The sequence below is a fragment of the Cohnella kolymensis genome, assembly GCF_000829465.1.
GTDB classification, from domain to species: Bacteria; Bacillota; Bacilli; order Paenibacillales; family Paenibacillaceae; genus Cohnella; species Cohnella kolymensis.
Genome location: NZ_JXAL01000030.1, coordinates 35593 through 52977, shown reverse-complemented (window position 1 = coordinate 52977; position 17385 = coordinate 35593). Strand labels below are relative to the sequence as shown.

The window sequence follows — 17385 nt, the reverse complement described above, 5'->3', positions numbered from 1 at the left end:
CTATCTGTCGCGGGCGTAGGAAATTTGAGAGGGGCTGTCCTTAGTACGAGAGGACCGGGATGGACGCACCGCTGGTGTACCAGTTGTTCCGCCAGGAGCATCGCTGGGTAGCCAAGTGCGGAAGGGATAAGCGCTGAAAGCATCTAAGCGCGAAGCCTGCCTCAAGATGAGATTTCCCAATTCGTAAGACCCCTGGAAGAACACCAGGTTGATAGGCTCGGGGTGGAAGCGCGGCAACGTGTGCAGCTGACGAGTACTAATCGGTCGAGGGCTTATCCTAAATTCACAGATATCGATGATCGTTTCACCCGCTTTGTTTCGCATCCAGTTTTCAAGGCGCAAGCGTGCAACGCGTTGCTTCGCAACGCTGCCTGCACACATGCGGGCTGTGACGATTTCATCGCACAGTAGGCGCAAGCCTTGTACAAGTCTGCTTTGCAATGCCGTGCATTGCTTCCTGCAGCAACTGTCTGGTAATAATGGCGGAGGGGTTCCACGCGTTCCCATACCGAACACGACCGTTAAGACCTCCAGCGCCGATGGTACTTGGACCGCAGGGTCCTGGGAGAGTAGGACGTTGCCGGGCAAAAAGCAAAGACACCTTCAGATGAAGGTGTCTTTTTTGTATGCTCGTACATAGTGGGTCCGGCATCTTGGTGTGCGGATGACCAGGGATCTATCTCTCGATGTGAGGATATTATTTAGTGCGAGGGCTGCTAAAGTGCAAAAGTACGATGTTTTATATCGTTATTGCGAAAAAGTGAATGCAGCGCATTAGTGATGTTTCATATCGTTGTTTACAGGCCGAATGTTTTGTCGCGGTGCAGCACGCCGGCTAATCATGCAGATACACTAGCGCTCAACGCTGCAGTATATAACAGAGCCGCAAGTATGCGTTCACGCAATTCCACATCACTTTAAAAGAAACAAGGCGTACAACCTCCCCCTGCTGAATAGACTTGTACAAAAAGCAAGCGCAGGGGGCGTAGGATGACTGTTTTTCTCAGCTATCTTTTACTAGGGCTGTCCATTTCAGCGCCTCTCGGACCGATCAATGCCGCCCAGATTGACAGAGGGTTGAAGAGCGGCTTTCTCCATGCATGGTTGATCGGGCTGGGAGCTATGGCTGCCGATATTTTCTACATGATTCTTGTGTTTTTCGGAGTCATTCACTTTATTAATCAGCCTTTTATTAAAACCTTTCTCTGGCTGTTCGGAGCGTTCGTGCTCATTTATACCGGCTTCGAGAGCTTAATGGCGGCGCGAAACCCCCAGCTTCACGTTGCGAAAAACTCACAGTCCCACTGGAAAACACTGATCACCGGTTTTTTGATGTCCGTATCCAGCCCTTTATCCATTCTTTTCTGGCTCGGCATCTATGGATCCGTTCTGGCTCAATCCGCGGCCGCCTCCAATCAAACCCAGCTCATCATTTACAGCAGCGGGATTATTGCCGGTTTAATCTTATGGGATTTGGGAATGGCATGTGTGGCGAGCGCGTTCCGTAAGCTGCTGACCAACTCGTTAATGTCTGCGATCTCAGTGCTGTCAGGTCTTTCATTACTGGGCTTCGGAGGCTATTTCGGTATTCAGGCTTTTCGCATTTTGTTCGGCTGACTCTGCTGCTGCTTGCGCCACACCCTTTTCATAATCAGCGTGACACCTCCGATAATCAACAGAAACAACAGGCTGATCCATAACCCGGGACGGCTTGTCCGGTGAGTGACCGTACCGATTACCGCCGCAATGATGATCACAATTCCCAGCCATCTTTTTGTCTGACCCAGCGCACTGAGATCCAATATCCGCCCGGACGAGAATAAGATAAACAACCAGTTGTACAGGAGCATAAGGCCCGCCGCTGTCGTAAAATACTCATATACCCGCTCGGGGAGCAAGAACGCAATCACAATGGATAAAATCATACCTAATGTCGTAAAGGAAATGGCCAGCAGCGGCCGTTTTTTTACGCTTTTCGCCAACAACCGGGGGGCATCGTTATCTTTAGCGAGCGTAACCATCATATTGGTAACGGCAAACAGGGAGGCCACCATTGTAGAAAATCCCGCAATGATCAGCACTCCGTTGAAAAGATGAGGGACGAACGGCAGGTCAAAATGTCTCAATGCCACAATAAACGGGCTTTCTGTAGCGTCGAACACCCGCCATGACACCAGCCAGATTGCGAGCAATAAAGAACTGATATAGAGCGTGGTCAACAGGATGAGCATGACTTTACCGGCTTTCGGAGCATCTCTGGGGTCACGCAGTCTCAATGCCATAATGCCCAAGATCTCGATGCCTCCAAAAGCGTAAAAAGCATAAATCAGCGCGGACCACCACCCGATAAAGCCTGCCGCAAACATCGTATCGAACGCTTCGCCGAAGCGCTGCGGCTCTGTGTCCCCATGTATCCAACCCAGCAAAGCGGCTGCAGCGAGCACCAGGAACATCACAATCGCCGCCAGCTTCATGACCGCCAGTATATGTTCGATGCTCTCGAAACCTTTTGTCCCCAATAAGATGACGCCAACCCCGAGAATCGAATACCCCGCGGCAAAAATCCACATCGGCACATCCGGCAGCCAATAGCGTGTGAAAAGCGACAACGCCGTCATCTGGCTTCCGCTGATGAGCATCTCCGACACCCAATAAACCCAGCCGCTGCTGAACCCCGCCCATTGGCCGTAGGCTTTTTTTGCAAACGAACGAAAAGAGCCTTGTATCGGTTCCGCTGCCGTCATCCGCGCTAAAGCATCAAAAACGAAATAGGTCGCGATGGCCGCTAAAAGGAAGGAGAATAAAATGGAGGGGCCGGTCATTTTGATCGCGATACCGGAGCCGAGAAAATAGCCCGTGCCGATCGTGCATGCCACTCCCAGCAATGAAAGCTGCCACCACTTGAGCGGCTGTTCACGCGGAGCGTGGTTTTTCTTGCTGGTCATTTGTTTGTGCTGTTTCGACATTCGCGTGTCTCCTGAAAAATACAAATATGGCTGGGCGCTAAAATAAGATGCTCGTATCGATCGGTTTTATGCGTCAACGCAAATGGCTCAGCAGTGAGTTTTTAACTCATAATAAAAGGGTAAAGGCTTTGACCGGGGCTTCTGTAACCCCCTTGGCAACTTGATCAATTCAGCATATAATAGTAATATAGTCAAAGAAAGTCAAAGTCAGATCCGCTCCGGAAAGGGGGATCCACGCTGCGAAATATATCCGATCTTATTGAAAGCTATCTCAAACAAATTTTGCAGAACAGTTCGGAAGGCACCGTCGAGATCCAGCGAAGCGAACTGGCGGAGAAGTTTTCTTGTGTGCCTTCTCAGATCAATTACGTGATCAGCACCCGCTTTACATTGGAAAAAGGTTACTACGTCGAGAGCAAGCGCGGGGGCGGCGGTTACATCCGGATTCAGCAGGTTGATCTTCCTTCCCTTGAAGCCGTTCAGCGGCATATCGCCCAGACCGTCGGAGATCAGATCGATCAAAACGCGGCGGAAGGGTTAATTTATCAATTAGAGGAAGCTCGATTCATTACAGCACGTGAGGCCCAATTGCTGCGCGCGGGTGTATCGAGGGATGTTCTCGTGCTGGTGCTGCCATTAAGGGACCAGATTCGTGCGAAGCTGCTTAAAACGATGCTCATTGCGCTATTGGCCAAATAGCGTGAACTAAGGTTAGGAGGGGATGCCATGCAATGCCAGGAATGCGGCAAACGCCCCGCAACGCTGCATTTTACGAAAATCGTGAATGGGGAAAAAACGGAGCTGCATATTTGCGAAACGTGCGCCAGGGAAAAGGGCGAACTCATCCCGGGAACGCAAGCCGGGTTTCGATTCACAGCCTGCTCTCCGGGCTGCTTGATTTCGAAGCCACCAAGGCCAACGGCGGCACGAAGCAGGTCGGACTGCAGTGTGAGAATTGCGGCATGACTTACACGCAATTCAGCAAAATCGGCCGCTTTGGCTGCAGCCATTGTTATAAGCAATTTTCCGAGCGGCTCGATCCTCTCCTCAAAAGAGTTCACGGAAACACGGTGCACGTCGGTAAAGTCCCCAAACGCGCCGGAGGAAAGCTGAAGACCAAACGGGACATTGACCGTTTAAAGAAGGAAATGCAAGGCAAAATCGAGCGCGAGGATTTTGAAGCTGCCGCGCAGCTGCGTGACCGGATTCGCGAGCTTGAGAAAGAAATGAACGGCTGAAGGGTGGGTAGACGCCATGTCCAAACGTAAATACGTCAAGCAACCGCTTAGCGAATGGATGAAAGGCGAAGGCCCGGACTCCGATGTGGTGATAAGCAGCCGGGTCCGGATCGCGCGCAATATTCGCAGTATGCCTTTTCCCATGATGGCTGAACCGCAGCAATCCCAGTCCGTCATGGAGCAGCTTCTGGATGTCGCCGAGAGCGGAAGGCTGAACGGCTTGGGCCAATTGGAACGGATCCGGTTATCGGATTTGACCGAACTGGAGAAGCTTGTACTAGTGGAAAAGCACCTGATCAGCCCGAATCTGGCGAACGAGTCCCGCAATGGGGCTTTGATTCTCAGCCCGAACGAAGCGATCAGCATTATGATTAACGAAGAAGACCATTTGCGCATTCAATGTCTATGCTCGGGTTTCCAGATCCGCCAGGCATGGGATTGGGCGAGCAAAATTGACGATATCTTCGAGGAACAGGTCGACTACGCTTTTGACGAGAAGCACGGCTACTTGACCAGCTGCCCGACCAACGTAGGCACAGGCATACGGGCATCCGTCATGATGCATTTACCGGCACTCGTCATTACGGGACAGATCAATCGCATATTGTCGGCCGTCACGCAGGTCGGTCTGGCCGTTCGCGGCTTATACGGTGAGGGCAGCGAAGCTGCCGGCAATCTGTTCCAGGTTTCGAACCAGATCACACTGGGACAATCCGAACAAGAAATAATTGAAAACTTGCACCAAGTTGCCCGCCAAATGATCGAGCATGAAAAAGCGGCGCGCACGAAGCTGCTGTCCGAGTCCCGGCCCCGTGTGGAAGACAGGATACGCCGGTCTTTCGGTATATTGACTCAAGCGATGATCATGGATTCGAAAGAAGCTTCGCAGCGGCTGTCCGATATACGGCTTGGCGTACATTTAGGTTTGATCGATGACGTGAAGGATCAAACGTTGAATGAACTGCTGGTGTCGACACAGCCAGGATTCCTGCAGCAGACCTATGGTGAAGCGCTTAGTCCGGAGCAGCGGGATATGACAAGAGCGGAATTGATCCGCTCTCGGCTGGCAACCGGCTCATAAATGTTTTATTCTTAACTTAATAGGGGAGGTGTTGTCTCATGATGTTCGGAAGATTCACCGAACGCGCGCAGAAGGTATTGGCTCTGGCTCAAGAAGAAGCGGTGCGCTTGGGACATAACAACATCGGTACGGAACACATATTGCTCGGATTGATCCGTGAAGGTGAAAGCATTGCCGCCAAAGCGTTGATCGCGCTTGGGCTCGGTCTCGAGAAAATTCAGGACGAGGTGGAGTCGCTCATCGGCCGCGGCCAAGAGCAGCCCACTAACATCGCTTACACCCCGCGTGCGAAAAAAGTCATCGAGCTGTCCATGGACGAAGCCCGCAAGCTGGGCCACACTTATGTCGGTACAGAGCATATTTTGCTCGGTCTCATTCGTGAAGGCGAAGGCGTCGCGGCCCGCGTGCTGAACAATCTGGGCATCAGCCTGAACAAAGCGCGCCAGCAAGTTCTTCAGCTTCTCGGCAGCAACGAGAACGTTTCTGCGAACCACGGTCCTTCGGCTAACGTCAGCACGCCTACATTGGACGGTCTGGCTCGAGACTTGACCGCCAGCGCCCGCGATAACAATATCGATCCCGTCATCGGACGACAGAAGGAAATCGAGCGAGTCATTCAAGTGCTTTCCCGGCGGACGAAGAACAATCCTGTGCTGATCGGCGAACCTGGCGTCGGTAAGACTGCCATCGCGGAAGGCCTCGCTCAAAGAATCATCGACAATGAAATTCCTGAAACCTTGCGTGACAAACGGGTGATGACGCTGGACATGGGCTCCGTGGTTGCGGGTACGAAATACCGCGGGGAATTCGAAGACCGCCTGAAAAAGATCATGGACGAAATTCGCCAAGCGGGCAACGTCATCTTGTTCATTGACGAGCTTCATACGTTGATCGGGGCAGGCGGCGCGGAAGGCGCCATCGACGCGTCCAACATCCTGAAGCCTGCGCTCGCTCGCGGTGAGCTGCAATGTATCGGTGCAACAACATTGGACGAATACCGCAAATATATCGAGAAGGATGCGGCGCTCGAGCGTCGTTTCCAACCGATTACCGTGGATCAGCCTTCACCTGACGAAGCGGTCCTGATTCTGATGGGCTTGCGCGACCGTTATGAAGCGCACCATCGCGTCAAAATTACGGACGATGCCATCAAGGCGGCGGTTACGCTTTCCGATCGTTATATCACCGACCGGTTCCTGCCGGATAAAGCGATCGACTTGATCGACGAAGCAGGATCGAAAGTCAGGTTGAACTCCTATACCGTACCGCCTAACTTGAAGCAGCTGGAAACCCGTCTTGACGATATCCGCAAGGAGAAAGACGCAGCCGTTCAGAGTCAGGAGTTCGAAAAAGCCGCCGCACTTCGCGACACGGAGCAAAAAATTCGCGAAGAGCTCGACTCTACGAAAAATCAATGGAAAGAAAAACAAGGCCGTACCGATTCGGAAGTCACTCCGGAAGATATCGCCCAGGTTGTGGCAAGCTGGACCGGTATCCCTGTGACCAAGCTGGCTGAAGAAGAGACGCAGCGTTTGCTGAAGATGGAAGACATCCTTCACAACCGCGTCATCGGTCAGGAGGAAGCGGTCAAGTCCGTAGCACGCGCGATCCGCCGTGCCCGCGCCGGCCTCAAAGATCCGAAGCGTCCTATGGGATCGTTCATCTTCCTCGGTCCGACCGGCGTCGGTAAGACAGAGCTGGCCAGAGCGATAGCAGAAGCCATGTTCGGCGACGAGAATGCCGTCATCCGGATTGACATGTCCGAGTATATGGAGAAGCACTCGACATCGAGACTGGTCGGAGCGCCTCCGGGATACGTCGGCTACGAAGAGGGCGGTCAATTGACGGAGAAAGTTCGCCGCAAGCCTTACTCGGTCGTACTGCTCGATGAAATCGAGAAAGCTCATCCTGAAGTATTTAACGTGCTGCTTCAGGTGCTTGAGGATGGCCGTCTGACCGACTCCAAGGGCCGCACCGTCGACTTCCGCAATACGCTTATCATCATGACCTCGAACGTCGGGGCAGAGCAAATCAAACGCAATTCTACGCTTGGCTTTACCGCGTCAACCAATGTCGGCCATGAATACGAGAACATGAAGGACAAAGTTCTCACCGAACTTAAGAAGTCGTTCCGACCCGAGTTCCTGAACCGGCTGGATGAAACGATCGTATTCCATCCGCTGGAGCAAGAGCATATCGCGCAGATCGTTTCTCTCATGGCGAACGATCTTCGCAAACGCTTGGTGGAACACGACGTTCAATTCGATCTCACCGACGCGGCGAATAATTTCCTTGCGAAGCAAGGCTATGACCCGCAATACGGCGCTCGTCCTTTACGCCGCGCGATTCAGAAGCATATTGAAGACCGTCTGTCGAAGATTGCTGATGGGCAAGATCACTAAAGGCGACACTCTTGTGATCGACGAACAAGACGGCGAGCTGATCGTGAAGCATAAAGATGAAGTAACGTCTCACTCTTAATTCATGGTTTAACGTCACCCTCCGGCGCTGCTTGCCATACCTTATAGCAGCGTTAGACGGCAAGAAAGACTCTCCGTATCGCCGTAATTGCGGCGTCCAACGCGGAGAGTCTTTTTTTGCCCAACGGGAGGGAAAAAGGTATGTATAGAGGGAACAGAAGCTATTGGTGGAAAAGGAGTTTAAGCGGTTTGGCATTGGCGATCGGCGCTTCTCTGCTGTTAATCCTGCTTTTGAAGTTATTATTGTTTTTGCTTTGGACCTCCGGAGGGCTCTTGATCTTAATTATCATAATATGGTTGATCTGGACAAGGCTCGGGTAAAAGGTGCTGGGTCCGTCATAAATTTTGGTTTCTCCAAAATCATTAACATGGTAAACTTCTAATAGCAGAAATATTAATGAGCGCCGATATATAAATTTGAACCCATTCCCAAAGGAGTATTGCCTTTCGATGGCCAAGGTCAAAATCAAGTTCGCCTGTACGGAATGCGGCACGGAATCTCCCAAGTGGATGGGCAAATGTCCCGGATGCCACGCGTGGAATACCATGGCGGAGGAAACGGAAACAATTGTGAAAGCGCCTGTAGGCCGAAGTGATCTGCTTAGGACGAAAGAAAAGGCGCGTTCGATCATAGAAATAGAGAGTGGACGCGAGCCGCGCGTTCCCACCGGATTATCGGAATTGAACCGGGTGCTGGGAGGCGGCCTCGTCCCGGGTTCGCTGCTGCTCGTCGGCGGCGATCCCGGCATCGGCAAATCCACGCTCCTGCTGCAGACATCACATGCCTTGTCGGCACAGGGACTGAAGGTTCTGTACGTATCCGGCGAGGAATCGGTGCGGCAGACCAAGCTGCGCGCCGACCGGCTGGGGGCTCTCAATGACAGGCTGTTCGTGCTCTGTGAAACGAATCTCGAGGTTATTGAAGAAGCGATATCCGAGGTTCAGCCGGACTTCCTCGTCATCGACTCGATTCAGACCGTGTACCGGCCGGAAGTGGCGTCCGCACCGGGCAGTGTCTCTCAAGTGAGAGAGTGCACCGCGCATTTTATGCGGATTTCCAAAGTCAACGGGGTCGCGACGGTGCTCGTCGGCCATGTCACCAAGGAAGGCGCCATCGCCGGCCCTCGCCTGCTGGAGCACATGGTGGATTGCGTGCTTTATTTCGAAGGTGAACGTCATCATACGTACCGGATTTTACGAGCGGTCAAGAACCGATTCGGTTCGACCAATGAAATCGGCATTTTCGATATGACCGAGGATGGGTTGCGGGAAGTCACCAATCCGTCCGAATTATTTCTGTCGGAGCGGCCGCTCGGCGTGTCCGGCTCCACCGTGGTGGCCAGCATGGAAGGTACTCGCCCGGTGCTGGTGGAATTGCAGGCGCTTGTTTCGCCTACTCATTTTCCATCGCCGCGCCGGATGTGTTCCGGACTCGATCATCACCGCATGTCACTCGTTATTGCCGTGCTGGAGAAGAGGATGGGGATGTTCCTGCAGAATCAGGACGCCTATCTGAATGTCGCCGGCGGCGTGAAACTTGACGAGCCTGCGGCGGATTTAGCGGCCGCCGTGAGCTTGGCTTCCAGTTTCAAAGATTTGCCCACCCGTCCGTTCGACGTCATCTTCGGCGAAGTGGGGTTAACCGGGGAAGTCCGCGCGGTATCCCGCGCCGAGCAGAGGGTCAAGGAAGCTCACAAGCTCGGCTTCAAGCGCGTGATCCTGCCGGAACAAAGCATGAAGGGCTGGCAGCCGCCGAACGGCATCCAGCTGCTTGGGGTAACATCGGTGGCACAAGCGTTAAAAGCAGCTCTGGAATAGGGGGTATCCACAACATGAAGGAACAAAAAGAAAAAGAACCTAGAAGAAAAAGAGCCCCAAAGACAAGGAGTATAGAGATAAAGATCGGGACAGAGACAGAGATAAAGAATACAAGGACAAAGAACATCACAAGGAAACGATGAACCAGCTGCTCGAACTTGTCGCACCCGGTACCCCTCTCCGCGACGGGCTGGAAAATGTGCTCCGCGCCAAAACCGGCGGCTTGATCGTTGTCGGATATAGCCCTGAGGTGATGGAGGTTGTAGACGGCGGTTTTTCCATCAACTGCGATTTCAGCCCTAACTATTTGTACGAGCTGGCCAAGATGGATGGAGCCATTATTCTGAGCGAGGACGGCAAAAGAATTCTTTATGCCAATACGCAGCTCATACCCGACTCTTCCATCTCCTCGATCGAAACCGGAATCCGTCACCGTACGGCTGAGCGTGTTGCCAAACAAACGGGCAAGCTGGTCGTATCGATCTCCCAGCGGAGGACCGTCATTACTCTTTATCAGGGACAATTGCGTTATGCCTTGAAAGATATGGGCGTCATTCTGACGAAAGCCAATCAAGCGATTCAAACTTTGGAGAAGTATCGGGCCGTATTCAGCCAAGCTCTGACCAATCTGTCAGCGTTGGAATACGAAGAGTTGGTTACTATACATGAAGTAGCCTATGTTATCCAGCGGGCGGAGATGGTGCTGCGCATCAACAACGAAATCAACCGCTATGTGCTGGAGCTGGGCAACGAAGGCCGCCTGATCAGCATGCAAAAGGAAGAGCTTGTCGGTACGGCGGAAGAGGAAGCCTGGCTGCTGCTCAAGGATTATGCCAAAGACGACGAGGATGATAAGGTCCGCGAAATCCAGATGGCCATTCGCAAGCTGTCTTCCGAGGAGCTGCTGGATACCAATCATCTGATTCGCCTGCTCGGTTATCCTTCGCTCAGCTCGGTGGCGGAAGAAGGCTTCCTGCCGCGCGGCTACCGGATGTTAAGCAAGATTCCCCGTCTCCCCAGCATTATCATTCATAATCTGGTGGAACGCTTCGGCGCGCTGCCTCACATTGTTATGGCTTCAACGGAAGAACTGGACGAAGTGGACGGCATCGGCGAAGTCCGTGCCCGCGCAATCAGGGAAGGTCTGAAGCGGATTCAGGAGCAGGTCTTTATTGACAGACAGATTTAAGGGGTCTACAATTGGTAATGTTCTTACGGCCATTCCAAGAATGTCCACATAATCTATTGCCTGCTTAACATTCAGAACTGATCTCGAACGCACTTACGCACCGCCGCGCTTAGATTCGAATCAGCAGGGCATAGTAAAGTTGAGGTGGCAAAATATGTTTACGAAATCCATACCGAACTTGTTTACCATAGGCAACCTGTTCTTAGGCATAATTTCCATTATGTTGGCATTTAACGATCAGGCGAACAGTGCAGCTCTTCTGGTAATCATAGCTATGCTTCTTGACGGATTAGACGGGCGTGTTGCCAGAGCCTTGAACGTGCAAAGCGAATTCGGCAAAGAGCTGGACTCTCTGTCGGATGTCATCTCCTTTGGTGTCGCTCCTGCTTTTATTATGTATCAAGCTGCATTCCTGGATGTCAATTCCGCGCTCGCGTGGATTATCACCGCTATTTTTCCGATCTGCGGAGCTTTGCGGCTTGCAAGATTTAACGTAATCGACGGCATTCCCGGGTATTTTATCGGTTTGCCGATCCCGGCCGCGGGCGGCGTGCTGGCTACGCTGGCGTTGTTTCATACTGAGCTTCATTTCTCGCTGTTGTTGATCAGCACCGTTGCCTTATCCTACTTAATGATCAGTAATATGAAATATCCGAATTTCAAAAAGTTAGGCTTACCTAAAGCGGCCATGTGGGCAATCCCTCTCGTTGTCGTAGGAGCGGCTGTACTGGCATACATGTTCCAGGATGCCATTCCCAAAGTGATTTTGGCTCTTCTGCTGCTCTATGCTTTGTGGGGCCTAAAAAAAAAACGTTGAACGCTTATTCTCGATACGCTTCAGGCGCAAGCGCAAGCTTCCGGACGAACGTTCGCGATCGAAACGGAGCGCCTAAGACCGTCTGATTTTCATCATAAAGAAAGCATCGGCTGCCTCACTCCTGTACGAAGTGTGAGAATCCGGTGCTTTTTTTATTTGCGTCAGCAATAACGACAAAGCAGCCTCCCTGCGTTCGGGAGACTGCTTTTTTGGTATCCGTTCTAAGTTAAATTGAACCAGCCCAGAGTGGAACATTTGTCTGCCTCTTTGGACAAGACATCCTGCATGCTGATATCCAGCACATTGCACATTGCGGACATGTAGAACAGATTTTTGCCCATTTCACTACGGATGATATCGCTGCATTGCTCGCATAGATGGCCTTGCATGTGGGATTTGGACTGGCGGTTCGCCTGATCGAGTTCCATCTCGGGAGAGAATCCCTGGTTTTTCGCCTTCAGTTCGATGCAGCCGCATTCTGTTATGGCTTTGGCAACGGCCCGATTGACGGATGCATTGGATTGGCTGTACTTCGTGACAACATCGAGCAGGCTGCGATGACGGAGCAACAGTTCCGACACCTGACTTTGGAACTCCTGCAGCGTAGGTGCGCTCATCCGTTCCACCTCGGTTACCTAAAGTTTTACATTTCCTCTTTTATTATAGAGCAACGCGTCCCCGATTTCAAAAGGTGTATTCTTAAATTTTGATAACTTTGTGTACGGCGGCCGCCCAGGGGTTTGCTTTCCGGAAATTGGAACATACTAGTAACGATAATTTCAATTTTAATAAGTATGGGAGTGATCTTATGATCATGAGAAGAGTTATACAAACGCTGGGATTGCTGCTCGGTGCTTTATTCGGCCAGGAGCTCTCGGCTTGGCGCGTATCCGGCGGTGCGCAGTGGATGGACCCGCTGCTTGGCGTGCCCGCAGCGACGGGAGGTTCGATGGGTGCTGTGGTCGGAGCGTTCGCCGGCTTTCTGCTTGCTGCCGTAGTCGCGAACCCGCTGTCCCGAACGCTGCAGAGAGCAGTAGAAAGATTGTCGGGCATTCCGATGGCAGATTTGCTGGCCGGGCTCGGCGGCTTAACCTTTGGACTTGCACTTTCTTCATTCCTGTATCCTTTTGTGACTGACATTCCGCGTGTCGGCGCGTTGCTCGCAGCTGGAACGGCGTTGACATTCGGATATGCGGGAACCCGGATCGGCCTTCGCAAAAAAGAGGAGATCGGAGACTGGTTTCGCACCCGCAGAGTGGTGGAATTGCCGGTACAGGAAGGGCCGCGTTTTGAAGAACATAAAATTCTAGATACGAGTGTCATTATTGACGGGCGTATTGCGGACATCTGCAAAACGGGGTTTATTGAAGGCACATTGGTTATTCCGGAATTTGTTCTGGAGGAGCTGCAGCATATTGCGGATTCGTCAGATTTGCTCAAACGCAATCGTGGACGCAGGGGGCTCGACATCCTGAACAAAATCCAGAAAGAGCTGGATGTCAAAGTGCTCATCTACGAGGAAGCGGGCGAAGAGCCGGGCGAAGTGGACAGCAAGCTGGTGAAGCTCGCCAAGGCGATGCAGGGCAAAGTCGTCACTAACGACTTTAATCTCAACAAAGTCTGCGAATTGCAAGGGGTATCCGTGCTTAACATCAACGACTTAGCGAATGCGGTTAAGCCTGTCGTGCTTCCGGGCGAAGAGATTGTCGTTCAGGTGATCAAGGACGGCAAGGAGCATGGACAAGGCGTGGCGTATCTCGATGACGGTACGATGATCGTGGTCGAGGGCGGCAGGGATTTTATCGGCACGACGATGGAGGTTCTTGTAACCAGCGTGCTGCAGACGTCCGCAGGCCGGATGATCTTCGCGAAGCCGAAGCTATTGGAAAAAGCGCTTTGAAAAGGTATGATAAAAAGAATACGGGCGGGACGCGCTCTTCGGTCCCGTCTTTCGTTATTTTGGGAGAGTAGATTTGTCATACCGGGGAGCACGATTAGATGATGACATGGGGAGCGGTTGTGGTTGCCGCCGGCCGCGGTACCCGCATGCGGGCGGGCGAGAACAAGCCTTATTTGCTGCTCGGGGGGCGGCCGGTTCTGGCGCATACGCTGGATGCTTTCGAGCGCTGTCCGGCGGTGGCCTCTATCGTGGTGATCGCTGCGCCGGGTGAGGAAGCGAGGGCAGCAGAGCTCGTAAGGGCGGAAGGCTTTCACAAAGTGACCTCGATAGAAACCGGCGGCCGGGAGAGGCAGCAAAGTGTATTCGCCGGATTGTCCGCATTGGATACGGACGGCGTGCTTGTCCACGATGCGGCGCGCCCGTTCGTAACCTCTGCGCACATCGAGTCTTGCTGCCGGGCTGCGCAGGCGCATGGGGCCTCGGCGCTGGCTGTCCCTGTTAAAGATACGATTAAAGTGTCGGACGGCAAAGGGTTTATCGTGGACACGCCGGATCGAAGTACGTTGTGGAGTGTGCAGACGCCCCAGGCTTTTTCCCGTATTGAGTTGATAGAAGCCCATCGGCGCGCTCAATCGGGCGGAACACCGGCCACAGACGACGCCATGCTTCTTGAGCGGATGGGACGGAAGATTGCCATTGTGGTAGGCGACTATACGAATTTCAAAATAACGACGCCGGAAGACTTGCTTCTAGCGGAAATGCTGTTAACGAGGCGTCATGGGGAGAAAAGCCGCGATGATTAGAGTAGGGCAAGGATTTGATGTGCATCAGCTTGTCGAAGGACGACCGTGCATTGTCGGCGGTGTCGACATTCCCTTTGCGAAGGGGCTGCTGGGACATTCGGACGCCGATGTCCTGTTGCACGCGATCAGCGATGCTATACTGGGTGCGCTGGCTCTCGGAGATATCGGCAAACACTTTCCCGACACCGATCCGGAATATAAGGACGCGGACAGCGTGAAGCTGCTGCAGCATGTGTGGCGGCTGGCCAAAGACCGCGGCTATATATTGGGGAACGCCGACGCGACCATTATTGCGCAAGCGCCGAAGATGGCGCCTTACATCCCGCAGATGGTTGCCGTCATAGCCCGTGCGCTTGAATGCGGGGAATCGCAAGTCAACGTGAAAGCGACAACCTCCGAGCGGCTTGGCTTCACCGGCCGCGGCGAAGGCATTGCAGCGCAGGCGGTTGTGTGCTTGATTCAATCGCAATCATAAGCGGAATTTATATTTAATGTACTTACTGAATGGAGGAATAGACATGTCCACCAAAGTCCGAGTACGCTATGCTCCGAGCCCGACAGGGCATCTGCACATCGGCAATGCGCGCACCGCTATTTTCAACTACTTGTTTGCCCGCCATCACGGCGGCGACTTCATCATCCGTATTGAAGATACCGATGTGAAACGCAACGTCGCAGGGGGCGAACAGAGCCAGCTTACTTACTTGAAATGGCTTGGCGTCGACTGGGAAGAGAGCGTTGATGTCGGCGGCGAATATGGTCCCTATCGTCAAACGGAGCGCCTTGACATCTACCGTAACTATTGGCAGGAGCTGCTGGACCGCGGGCTCGCATACCGGTGTTACTGCACCGAAGAGGAGCTGGAGCGGGAGCGGGAGGAGCAGGTTGCGCGCGGTGAGACGCCGAGTTATTCGCGCAAGTGCCGGCATTTGACTGCGGACGAGCAGGCCCGGCTGGCAGCGGAAGGCCGGGTGCCCAGTGTGCGGTTTGCGGTTCCCGCCGACAGGACGTATACGTTCAACGACATCGTAAAAGGCGAAATCTCTTTCCGTTCCGAGGATTTCGGCGATTTCGTCATCGTCAAGAAAGACGGGATCCCAACTTACAATTATGCGGTTGCTCTCGATGACCATTTGATGGACATTACCCATGTTCTGCGGGGAGAAGATCATATCACCAACACGCCTCGGCAGCTGATGATCTATGAAGCGCATGATTGGACGCCGCCTGAATTCGGGCATATGACCCTGATCGTGAATGAAAACCGCAAAAAGCTGTCCAAGCGCGACGAGTCGATTGTGCAGTTTATCGAGCAGTATGATCAATTGGGCTTTTTGCCGGAAGCGCTGTTTAATTTCATCGCGTTACTCGGCTGGTCTCCGGAAGGGGAAGAGGAAATCTTCACCCGGCAGCAGCTGATCGACATATTCAAAGCGGAGCGCTTGTCCAAAAGCCCTGCGGTATTCGATACGGCCAAGCTCAACTGGCTGAACCAGCACTATTTGAAGCAGCTGCCCGCGGAGCGCGTGGTCTCCCTGTGCATTCCCCATCTGAAGGCGGCAGGCCGGCTGCCGAAAGAGCCGGCCGGACAAGAGCTGGAATGGGCGACCGTGCTGATCACTTTATTCCGTGATCATCTCCGCTACGGCGCCGAAATTGTTCCTCTCTCCGACTTGTTCTTTACGGACAGAGCTGAACTTGACGATGAGGCAAGGCTGGTTATGGCCGAGGACACCGTACCCGTTGTGCTGGAAGCGTTCCGCCGCGGAGTGGAAGCTGTCGGAGAGCAGGGATTCACCGTCGAGGGAATCAAAGGGATGATTAAGCGGTGCAAGGAGAAACTGGAATCAAAGGCAAAGGATTATTCATGCCGATCAGGGTCGCGCTCACCGGACAGATGCACGGTCCGGACTTGAACGGCACAATTTGGCTGCTAGGCCGCGAGCGGGTTTTGAAACGGCTGCAGGAGCAGCTAGCGCAACGAGGTTAGTCTCAATAACAACCTGCACGGTAAATTTGCATCTCTTGTCACCCGCAGCAGGTTGGGATATACTTGCTCTATATTGAGAATGTGCGAAGATCAGGAGAAGTAAGTTTCGCGTAGCGAATGACCAGAGAGGGCGGTCCCGGCTGTGAGCCGCCTCATTCCTGCGAAGCCGAAATGCGCCTGTGAGCCGTACCGCCGATTGGACCTGCCTGACATCGCGTAGAAGCGAGCCTGTCGGACTGTGCCGGGTAGGCGGTGCCGGGCAGACCCCGTTATCGGTCTTGGAGAAGCTTCACGCCGTTCAGGGCGGAAGCTCAAGCAGAGTGGGACCACGTATAACAACGTCTCTGCAGCGCATGCTGCAGGGGCTTTTTTTATTTTCAGCACAGTAAGGGGGACTTGAGATGGGATTCTGGCGCACCATCCGATCCGATATCGATGCGGTATTCGAGAACGACCCGGCGGCGCGCGGCTGGTTTGAAGTGATCTTTACTTACTCCGGATTGCACGCCATCTGGGCCCATCGAGTCGCCCATTTCTTTTACCGCCGCCGGTTGTTTTCGATGGCCCGGATCATTTCGCAAGTCAGCCGGTTTTTTACAGGCATCGAGATCCATCCCGGAGCTCGCATCGGACGAAAGCTGTTCATCGACCATGGAATGGGCGTCGTCATCGGTGAAACCTGCGAAATCGGCGACGAGGTTATCATCTATCAAGGGGTAACATTGGGCGGGACGGGTAAAGAAAAAGGAAAACGCCATCCTACCATCGGCAATCGGGTTGTCATTGCCTCGGGCGCGAAAGTGCTCGGTTCCTTCAGCGTGGGGGATCACTCCAACATCGGCGCCAATTCAGTCGTGCTGCGCGAAGTGCCCCCCAACAGCACGGTAGTGGGCATTCCCGGCCGGATCGTCAAGCGGAACGGCAAAAGAATCGAAGACCGGCTGGATCATACGAACCTGCCCGATCCGCTCATCGAAACATTCCGTTTCATGCAAAAAGAGATCAACGAATTGAAAGCTGAAATCGATCGCCTTAAACCAAAAGCCGACAGCGTGGAGTCCGAACCCGTAAGCGTGCCGGCGTATGATAAGAAAAGGAGCTAA

11 protein-coding genes, 2 rRNA genes and 5 pseudogenes are annotated in these 17385 nt (G+C 53.2%); 16 read left to right on the top strand and 2 right to left on the bottom strand.

Translation table 11 applies throughout. From position 1 onward, the window contains the following. From SD71_RS19540 to SD71_RS19530, 3 genes are all read left to right on the top strand, one after another. Positions 1 to 280: ribosomal RNA gene (locus SD71_RS19540) — 23S ribosomal RNA — on the top strand; the annotation flags it as partial. Between the two features lie 189 nt (positions 281 to 469). Then, positions 470 to 586, top strand: a 5S ribosomal RNA gene (gene rrf, locus SD71_RS19535). A gap of 404 nt (positions 587 to 990) precedes the next feature. Next, positions 991 to 1617, top strand: a complete 627-nt coding sequence (locus SD71_RS19530; protein ID WP_041067019.1) for a LysE family transporter — start codon at positions 991 to 993, stop codon at positions 1615 to 1617. Here the strand turns inward: SD71_RS19530 and SD71_RS19525 are convergent. Further along, on the bottom strand, positions 1590 to 2966 hold the full coding sequence (locus SD71_RS19525; RefSeq protein WP_235427249.1) for an amino acid permease: 1377 nt from the start codon (positions 2964 to 2966) through the stop codon (positions 1590 to 1592). The genes SD71_RS19530 and SD71_RS19525 overlap by 28 nt on opposite strands. Before the next feature lie 237 nt (positions 2967 to 3203). On the opposite strand from SD71_RS19525, the gene SD71_RS19520 reads away from it, so the two are divergent. From SD71_RS19520 to pssA, 8 genes and pseudogenes are all read left to right on the top strand, one after another. Continuing rightward, positions 3204 to 3665, top strand: a complete 462-nt coding sequence (locus tag SD71_RS19520) for a CtsR family transcriptional regulator (protein WP_041067016.1) — start codon at positions 3204 to 3206, stop codon at positions 3663 to 3665. A gap of 27 nt (positions 3666 to 3692) precedes the next feature. After that, a pseudogene (locus tag SD71_RS19515) lies at positions 3693 to 4204 on the top strand (UvrB/UvrC motif-containing protein). Between the two features lie 16 nt (positions 4205 to 4220). Next, the gene (locus SD71_RS19510; RefSeq protein ID WP_041067013.1) at positions 4221 to 5285 is read left to right on the top strand and encodes a protein arginine kinase; all 1065 of its coding nucleotides are present in this window, start codon (positions 4221 to 4223) and stop codon (positions 5283 to 5285) included. Between the two features lie 38 nt (positions 5286 to 5323). Further along, positions 5324 to 7766, top strand: a pseudogene (locus tag SD71_RS19505) (ATP-dependent Clp protease ATP-binding subunit). Positions 7767 to 7932: 166 nt separating this feature from the next. After that, a complete protein-coding gene (locus tag SD71_RS19500) occupies positions 7933 to 8148 on the top strand; it encodes a hypothetical protein (RefSeq protein WP_152619517.1) in 216 nt (71 codons plus the stop codon). 67 nt (positions 8149 to 8215) lie between these two features. Then, positions 8216 to 9583, top strand: a complete 1368-nt coding sequence (radA, locus tag SD71_RS19495) for a DNA repair protein RadA (RefSeq protein WP_041067007.1) — start codon at positions 8216 to 8218, stop codon at positions 9581 to 9583. Positions 9584 to 9716: 133 nt separating this feature from the next. After that, positions 9717 to 10772: pseudogene (gene disA, locus SD71_RS19490) on the top strand (DNA integrity scanning diadenylate cyclase DisA); the annotation flags it as partial. Positions 10773 to 10926: 154 nt separating this feature from the next. Further along, positions 10927 to 11665 (top strand): annotated as a pseudogene (pssA, locus tag SD71_RS19485) (CDP-diacylglycerol--serine O-phosphatidyltransferase). Positions 11666 to 11810: 145 nt separating this feature from the next. Here the strand turns inward: pssA and SD71_RS19480 are convergent. Continuing rightward, the gene (locus SD71_RS19480; protein WP_041067002.1) at positions 11811 to 12206 is read right to left on the bottom strand and encodes a nucleoside triphosphate pyrophosphohydrolase family protein; all 396 of its coding nucleotides are present in this window, start codon (positions 12204 to 12206) and stop codon (positions 11811 to 11813) included. A 194-nt stretch (positions 12207 to 12400) separates the two neighbouring features. Between SD71_RS19480 and SD71_RS19475 the strand changes: the two genes are divergently transcribed. The 5 genes and pseudogenes from SD71_RS19475 to cysE all read left to right on the top strand — a co-directional run bounded on the left by SD71_RS19475 (position 12401) and on the right by cysE (position 17385). Continuing rightward, a complete protein-coding gene (locus SD71_RS19475) occupies positions 12401 to 13489 on the top strand; it encodes a PIN/TRAM domain-containing protein (RefSeq protein ID WP_082034368.1) in 1089 nt (362 codons plus the stop codon). Positions 13490 to 13587: 98 nt separating this feature from the next. Continuing rightward, positions 13588 to 14292, top strand: coding sequence for a 2-C-methyl-D-erythritol 4-phosphate cytidylyltransferase (gene ispD / locus SD71_RS19470; protein ID WP_041066996.1), 705 nt, complete (start codon positions 13588 to 13590; stop codon positions 14290 to 14292). Then, complete coding sequence (ispF, locus tag SD71_RS19465) at positions 14285 to 14767, top strand: 2-C-methyl-D-erythritol 2,4-cyclodiphosphate synthase (protein ID WP_041066993.1); 483 nt, start codon at positions 14285 to 14287, stop codon at positions 14765 to 14767. Before ispD ends, ispF begins: the two co-directional genes overlap by 8 nt. Positions 14768 to 14810: 43 nt before the next feature. Beyond that, a pseudogene (gene gltX, locus SD71_RS19460) lies at positions 14811 to 16282 on the top strand (glutamate--tRNA ligase). 401 nt (positions 16283 to 16683) lie between these two features. Further along, entirely contained in the window at positions 16684 to 17385 is a 702-nt protein-coding gene (gene cysE / locus SD71_RS19455; protein WP_041066990.1) for a serine O-acetyltransferase, read from the top strand.